This is a genomic window from Metabacillus sp. 22489, assembly GCF_052044855.1.
Classification (GTDB): domain Bacteria; phylum Bacillota; class Bacilli; order Bacillales; family Bacillaceae; genus Metabacillus; species Metabacillus niabensis.
Genome location: NZ_JBQENT010000086.1, coordinates 1 through 6,164, shown reverse-complemented (window position 1 = coordinate 6,164; position 6,164 = coordinate 1). Strand labels below are relative to the sequence as shown.

The window sequence follows — 6,164 nt, the reverse complement described above, 5'->3', positions numbered from 1 at the left end:
ATTATTGTTTCTTGTCATCATTATCCATCACCTCTAAAATATCTATTAATAAATATTTTAAATAAAAAAAGACTGTATGCAAACTCGATTTTATCGAGTTTGTCTACAGTCTGAAAGGATTGGTATTCCCCAATCCTTTTTCTTGGTTCTAATTCAACTTTCGTACAATTTCTAATAAACTTGTGATTGAAAATTTCCCCTCTAAAGGAGTTGTTATCTAATAATCAACATAGTCAAACATGAAATATAGGCCCCAATCTTGATCATTGGACCATGGATCATAGAACCCACCTTTTATTCCATTCACTGTATATGGGGTAATTTTTGCACACGACGCACTTCCATCTGGTGAAAATAGATTTAATACACCTCGTAGAGAAGCCTCTGCTTTTTTATAGTATTCACGATCGTTAGTTATTTCAGCTAAATTTTGATAGACACGTCCCGTATAAGCACTCCAATAATGTGGAAAAGTGTCACCATACAATCTATTTTTCCCAAACCAGTATCCATCCCAATGCCTTATTGCTGTTTCATAAAGGTGATAGTCTGGTTGAAGACCGTTGAAAAGTTCTAATATTTCCACATGTTTTTTTGCTTCATTAAGAAACTTATGATCATCCGTTAATTTATACATTTCTAGTAAAAGATTTGCAGCAGGAGCTACAATGCTCTGTTCAAAGTTCACTTCTGATTTGGGATAACGAATACCATAACGATTTATAGTATTCACATGCTCTTTAAAGTAACTAAAAATTTTCTGTCTTTCAGTGTTTAATTTGGCTTCTTCTAATAAGGTAAGCATTTCAAACATTGGCATCTCAATCGGATAAAAATTAGCTCCACCTTGCTTATAGTATGCCAATAATACTTTAGACATGTCCCTTAAAAATTCTTCGCTCTTCCATGTAAGATATAACTCCTTAAATAGGACAGCCAACCAAGAATAATTATATAACCGATGAATATCGTTATTTCTTTTTATGTCGTTAAATACCATACCTGTCTCTTCATCGTAAAGCTCTCTTTTGATGTAATTGATATACTTTTTTAAGCTTTCTTCCATTTGCACATTTTCATTGTTTCTTAGAAAACGAGCAAGTAATACTCCCATTCCAAATCTTTCTCTGCCCCCGTTATGATCATGATAGTGAGAGTAATATATTTGATGATCTTCATTATCATAGATTAGGTAGGCACCATCTAGATGGCTATTACTTTTATGGTACTGTTGCTTATTTACAATAAATTCAGCTCTACTTTGTGTAAGTTTTTTTATATCAGGGAGAACAAGAATCTTTGCTTCCGTTGTAACTCCACCTATTCTTACAGAATAGCAATACTCTCCAGGGAGCAAATTATCTTCTCTAATTTTCAACCTATTTTTTTCTTTCTTAAATTCAATTGGCTTTCCGTCTCTAGAAATGTAAACTTCATGGTTTATTAGATTTTTATGGAAAGTTATATCTATATTGATTTCTTCATGTTCAAATACAGTGTAATTTTCAGCTTGTATGTGTATATAGTTGGGATAAGTTAGAAGGATATTATAAAAGTCTTTTTTTCCTTTATGCCAAAATAGTTCCCATTCAATGATATAAGATTCTCCAGGTGCTAATTGAAACGGAGCTACATGTAATAAAAAGTCTCCACGATCATTACTGATTAATGATAAATCACGCTCAACACTATATGAAATTAAGCTTCCTTTTGTTAAGATTAATCCTAAATGAGGGGCTTCCCCTCCCATTCTCAACCCCATAACATAACTTACTTCTCCACCACACCATATATGAGCATGACATTTATTCACAGTACAAATATCTGCTGAATCATAATCATCATTAAAAGTTGTGTATATTGACGTATCCCCTTGCTTCGAAAAAATATCAAACTCTGTATTATTTGTAAACTTGTAAACCTCTTTTAACGTGTTACGTTCAGTTAAACTGCGAATTACTGTTGTATCGATTCCTTTCGGTGCTTTAATCGTTCCCCAAAGTTGTGTTCCTTCTACCCAATTCATCTTATATGGGTCATCGTTATGCGATATTGAACGAATGTATTTGTCTTCCTTAAATTCAATGGCAAAAGAACTTTCCTTTATATCATCCCAATTTTTTATCTTCATAAAATCCCCTCATCCCCTCATACAGAAAATCATACTTCAACATTAACCTTTAATTGAACCATTCATCCTCCATTTGATTATAGTTATATTATTTTGAGTAATAAATTAAAAATTCGGTGTCTTTTGTTAAAATAACAGAGGTCTTTTTATAGTAAGTAGAAATGATATTTAGAAAAATTCTTATTCGCATCTGCAAACACCTTAGATACGCCATCCGAGTGTTGACGAAGACTTTTAAATCCATTAACGAGTTCTGTTGATGGGTGTTGGAAATATAAGCTAAAATCGTACTTTTTGGCAATATAGTCTTACCAGTTATGGTATCACTTGGCGGAGCTATGTTAGGAATTGGTTCAATAATACTTAAGGAAAAACCATTAGTAAAATCAATAATTGCAATAGTGTCTACTATAATTTATATAATTGTATACTTTAAGGTCTATGTAATCTATTAGAAAAGTACGAGAAATAGCGGATTACAATTGGCGACTTTTTATGAGAGATTTTAAAAGTGTCGGTGCTAAAATTCTTCGATATTGACTGTTTTTTCACTTTTGTACCCTTGAAGAGAACTCGTTACAACTTGTGTTTTGTTCAGTATGTCCTTACACCAGTGCTTTTCCTTAGTTGACTTAGTCCACATTTACCATTAACATATCTGTATCTTTTAAAATGTTGACTAAGTCAGCATTTTAGAGATGTTATTTTCAAGAGTTTTTCACAATCTTTTATTAAGACCTTATTTAAGGAGATAGTATATGATTATTCGAGAAATAAAAAAAGAAGACAATGCAGAAATAAAAGAAATTATCCAAGAATCTTTAAAATCACTTGGGTTAGCGATTCCTGGGACAGCTTATTATGACCCTCAACTTAACGATCTTCACCAATATTATAGTAATTTAAAACATGCGAACTATTGGGTAGTAGAAATGGAAGGAGAGGTTGTTGGTGGAATTGGTATAGCCCCCTTTAACGAACATGATAAAATTTGCGAATTGCAAAAGTTGTACTTAAGTACAACAACACAAGGTTTAGGATTTGGTAAGAAGCTAATGGAAACGGCTTTGTCATTTGCCTCTAAACATTATGCAAAGTGTTACTTAGAAACAAGGCATGAATTAAAGACTGCATGTATCTTATATGAAAAATTTGGATTTACCCTTTTAAATGAACCAATATCAGGTTCTGACCATTCAGCTATGGATGCGTGGTATTTAAAAGATTTGAAATAACCATAAGAAGTCCTTTAAATCAATTATCATTAGAAACTATGAAAAAGCCGATTTCCATATGTGGAGATCGACTTTATCTAACCATGTTAAAAAACGCTAATCGAATCATACCACCAGTTACTTTAAATAAACATACATTCTATAGATACCACTTAGGTTTTATTCTGCTGAAGTAATCATGATCTTCTAAAAACATATAAACTTTATCTAACATCTCATTCATGTTAGTTGGAATCGTGTTTAACGTCCATATAACCGTTGAGAAAACGCACATTGCGAGGTAAAGTGAATACAATCTCCAAAAATGTTCTTCAGGTTCTTTATTATTAAAATAACCTTTAATTTGTCCTTTTGAAAAAGGAATACTTACTTCTCTGGTGAAAATTCCAATCTTTAGAAACTCATGAATAGGATCTCCCCAATCATACCTGTTAAAATCTATTACTCCAGCAAACTTTTTATTATTCACAATAATGTTTCCAAGGGTAAAATCATCGTGTTGAAATAAGTTTGGGCGTTGTTTCATGAGGTGGATATTCTCATCAATAAATTTCATTATTTTCTCGTCATTTTTAACCTTTACCTCGCTTGCTAAGTAAGCATCTATATATTTTTTATGCTTTTCAACTTTCCTTGAATACCATGAAGAAATATGTTCTGGAGCAGATAATTGATGCATCTTTCTTAGTTCTTTTCCCGCCTCAATCCCAATAGTAAATTGGTCTTGCTCCGAGTATTTTGAGATTTCATCCTCGGCATCCTTCCCCTCTATGTATGATGTGAGCAAATACCCTCGATTTCCTACCACACCAATTGAAAGGGGCTGTGAACAAGTAACTTGATAATCCTGCATCCTTTCCAAAATCGAGTATTCGGTCTTCTTTAATTCCAACTCTTCTAAATGAAACATCCGCAGTAGTAGTTTATTGTTACCGTCTTGCATATGTATTAGAAATTTTTCATCTGCGGAAAACCCCTTTTTAATTTCAATCACTTCTTTACAATTACTTATTAAAGGAATCTGTTTTATTAGTGTTTTATTCACACACTCACCCCTGTTAATAAATTTTTTAACAATTTATAAACTAAGCGTTTATATTTCTATAGGAAAACTAGATTTCCTTCTTTCACTAACCTGCACCTTTAGCTCAATAAGAAATGCGATACCTTTTTAATGAAGTATCGCACCCGATAGTTTAAATACATTTATTCACAAAGTTGTCCTTTCACACTTCTATTACTACAGGAATACTACAATATAAAAACTCCAATTTAAGGAAACTCCTGCAATTAAAGATACTGTATTTCAATACTGAAATTGAATAAGTACTTGAATTCTAAAAATTAATCAGTTAGACTGATTATATACTTAACTGATTATATACCGAGGTGATTATTTATTTGGAAAAATGGAATCAATCTTATGGATTTTTACTTGGAAAAGTTCTTCAGCAAATGGAAGCTAAGTTTGCTGAGGGACTAGCTCCTTATAAGATTAATGCTAGACAATATGGAGTCCTTTTATTTATTAGCGGAAACCCTTATTCTTCACAAAAGGATATTTCCGAAAATCTACAAATTGATCGGACGACTATGGTAAGCCATATTGATCACCTAGAAGCTTTAGGATTTGTAGAGAGAACAAGGAATCCAAATGACAGAAGATCCTATAGTCTTTTAATAACATCAAAAGGGACTCAAGTATTAGATTCACGTTGGGAATTTCTAATTGAAACGGAATTAGAAGTACTTACCCCTTTAAGCAATCACGAAAAACAATTACTGAAGGAGTTTCTTGTGAAAATTTGGTGTACACTTTAAAACTGGAGGAAACCTATTTATGAATGCACTTGATTATTTTAATGCACGTTTGGAAGCAACCGTTAGTCCTATGGATTATTTAAGATTGGCACAAGTCGAACCAGAAAGATACTTTTTAATTGATGTAAGAAACGGTCCTGAGCATGTAAGAAGTTTAACAATTAAGGATGCTTATATTATTCCTCAACAAGAGCTACAAGAACGCTTACATGAAATCCCGAAAGATAAGGAAATTATTGTATACTGTTGGGATGTCTGGTGTAACACAGCAGCTAAGGTAGCAGCTTTTTTGTTAGAACGTGGCTATAAAGTAAAAGAGTTGACTGGTGGAATAGCCGCTTGGAAAGAGATGGATTTTCCTGTCTCGAATTCTCTAAATGTTAATCCATCTGATAACTGTGGATGCTAACTCTCATGCAGAATAAAAAACGGTTTTGGATTGGTGTTGCTTCACGTGATCATGTTTTAAATGCAGTTCAAGGTGGATTTGCTCAGCTTTGTCATGGCAAACATGCGCCTTTAAGAAAAATGAGCACGGGTGATTGGATTATTTATTACTCTCCTAAGGTTAATTTCAGAGAAAGTGCTCCTCATCAAAAATTTACTGCTATTGGAAAAATTATTGATGAGGATGTTTATCAGGTGAATATAGGGAATAATTTTGTACCTTACCGAAGAAATATTGATTTTATTCCTAGCATTGAAACACCCATTAAGCCACTAATTTCCAAACTGTCATTTATTAAAAGTGCAAAACACTGGGGTTATCCCTTTCGATATGGTCATATAGAGATAAGCGAAAAAGATTTTAACCTAATAGCAGAAAAAATGGTTAATAAAAAAGGAGATTAGAACATTCGAGGCCACTGAAAAACTTACGTTTTTTAATTTTATTTCAAGATCGTAAACGAAAAAGGCGACTATCCGTTCATTTTTTGGACGGATAGTCGCCTTTCTTTATAGACTTTTTCACTTTA

The 6,164-nt window shown here is 32.7% G+C and carries 6 protein-coding genes; 4 read left to right on the top strand and 2 right to left on the bottom strand.

Annotation, left to right across the window (positions count from 1 at the left end; genetic code table 11):
• Nucleotides 1-217: 217 nt before the first annotated feature.
• Nucleotides 218-2,131 carry a hypothetical protein gene (locus tag ACTJJ9_RS25750; RefSeq protein WP_440768996.1) on the bottom strand — a complete coding sequence of 638 codons (1,914 nt, stop codon included), beginning with the start codon at nucleotides 2,129-2,131 and terminating at the stop codon, nucleotides 218-220.
• A 758-nt stretch (nucleotides 2,132-2,889) separates the two neighbouring features.
• Here ACTJJ9_RS25750 and ACTJJ9_RS25745 point away from each other — a divergent pair.
• Nucleotides 2,890-3,366: a GNAT family N-acetyltransferase gene (locus ACTJJ9_RS25745; RefSeq protein WP_095303590.1), complete on the top strand. Its 477-nt coding sequence runs from the start codon at nucleotides 2,890-2,892 to the stop codon at nucleotides 3,364-3,366.
• Between the two features lie 139 nt (nucleotides 3,367-3,505).
• Here ACTJJ9_RS25745 and ACTJJ9_RS25740 read toward each other — a convergent pair whose 3' ends face one another.
• The gene (locus tag ACTJJ9_RS25740) at nucleotides 3,506-4,411 is read right to left on the bottom strand and encodes an aminoglycoside phosphotransferase family protein (RefSeq protein WP_145580380.1); all 906 of its coding nucleotides are present in this window, start codon (nucleotides 4,409-4,411) and stop codon (nucleotides 3,506-3,508) included.
• Nucleotides 4,412-4,767: 356 nt separating this feature from the next.
• On the opposite strand from ACTJJ9_RS25740, the gene ACTJJ9_RS25735 reads away from it, so the two are divergent.
• The 3 genes from ACTJJ9_RS25735 to ACTJJ9_RS25725 are packed head-to-tail and all read left to right on the top strand — an operon-like array spanning nucleotide 4,768 to nucleotide 6,039.
• The gene (locus tag ACTJJ9_RS25735) at nucleotides 4,768-5,187 is read left to right on the top strand and encodes a MarR family winged helix-turn-helix transcriptional regulator (RefSeq protein ID WP_095303592.1); all 420 of its coding nucleotides are present in this window, start codon (nucleotides 4,768-4,770) and stop codon (nucleotides 5,185-5,187) included.
• Nucleotides 5,188-5,206: 19 nt separating this feature from the next.
• Complete coding sequence (locus tag ACTJJ9_RS25730; RefSeq protein ID WP_145580382.1) at nucleotides 5,207-5,596, top strand: rhodanese-like domain-containing protein; 390 nt, start codon at nucleotides 5,207-5,209, stop codon at nucleotides 5,594-5,596.
• A gap of 5 nt (nucleotides 5,597-5,601) precedes the next feature.
• Nucleotides 5,602-6,039 (top strand): EVE domain-containing protein, encoded by a 438-nt coding sequence (locus tag ACTJJ9_RS25725; protein WP_145580384.1) that lies wholly within the window; start codon nucleotides 5,602-5,604, stop codon nucleotides 6,037-6,039.
• Nucleotides 6,040-6,164 lie beyond the last annotated feature (125 nt).

What these genes read in the sequence shown, in the direction of transcription:
- ACTJJ9_RS25750 (WP_440768996.1), bottom strand. Translation starts at nt 2,131, where the DNA reads ATGAAGATAAAAAATTGGGATGATATAAAGGAAAGTTCTTTTGCCATT.
- ACTJJ9_RS25745 (WP_095303590.1), top strand. Translation starts at nt 2,890, where the DNA reads ATGATTATTCGAGAAATAAAAAAAGAAGACAATGCAGAAATAAAAGAA.
- ACTJJ9_RS25730 (WP_145580382.1), top strand. Translation starts at nt 5,207, where the DNA reads ATGAATGCACTTGATTATTTTAATGCACGTTTGGAAGCAACCGTTAGT.
- ACTJJ9_RS25725 (WP_145580384.1), top strand. Translation starts at nt 5,602, where the DNA reads ATGCAGAATAAAAAACGGTTTTGGATTGGTGTTGCTTCACGTGATCAT.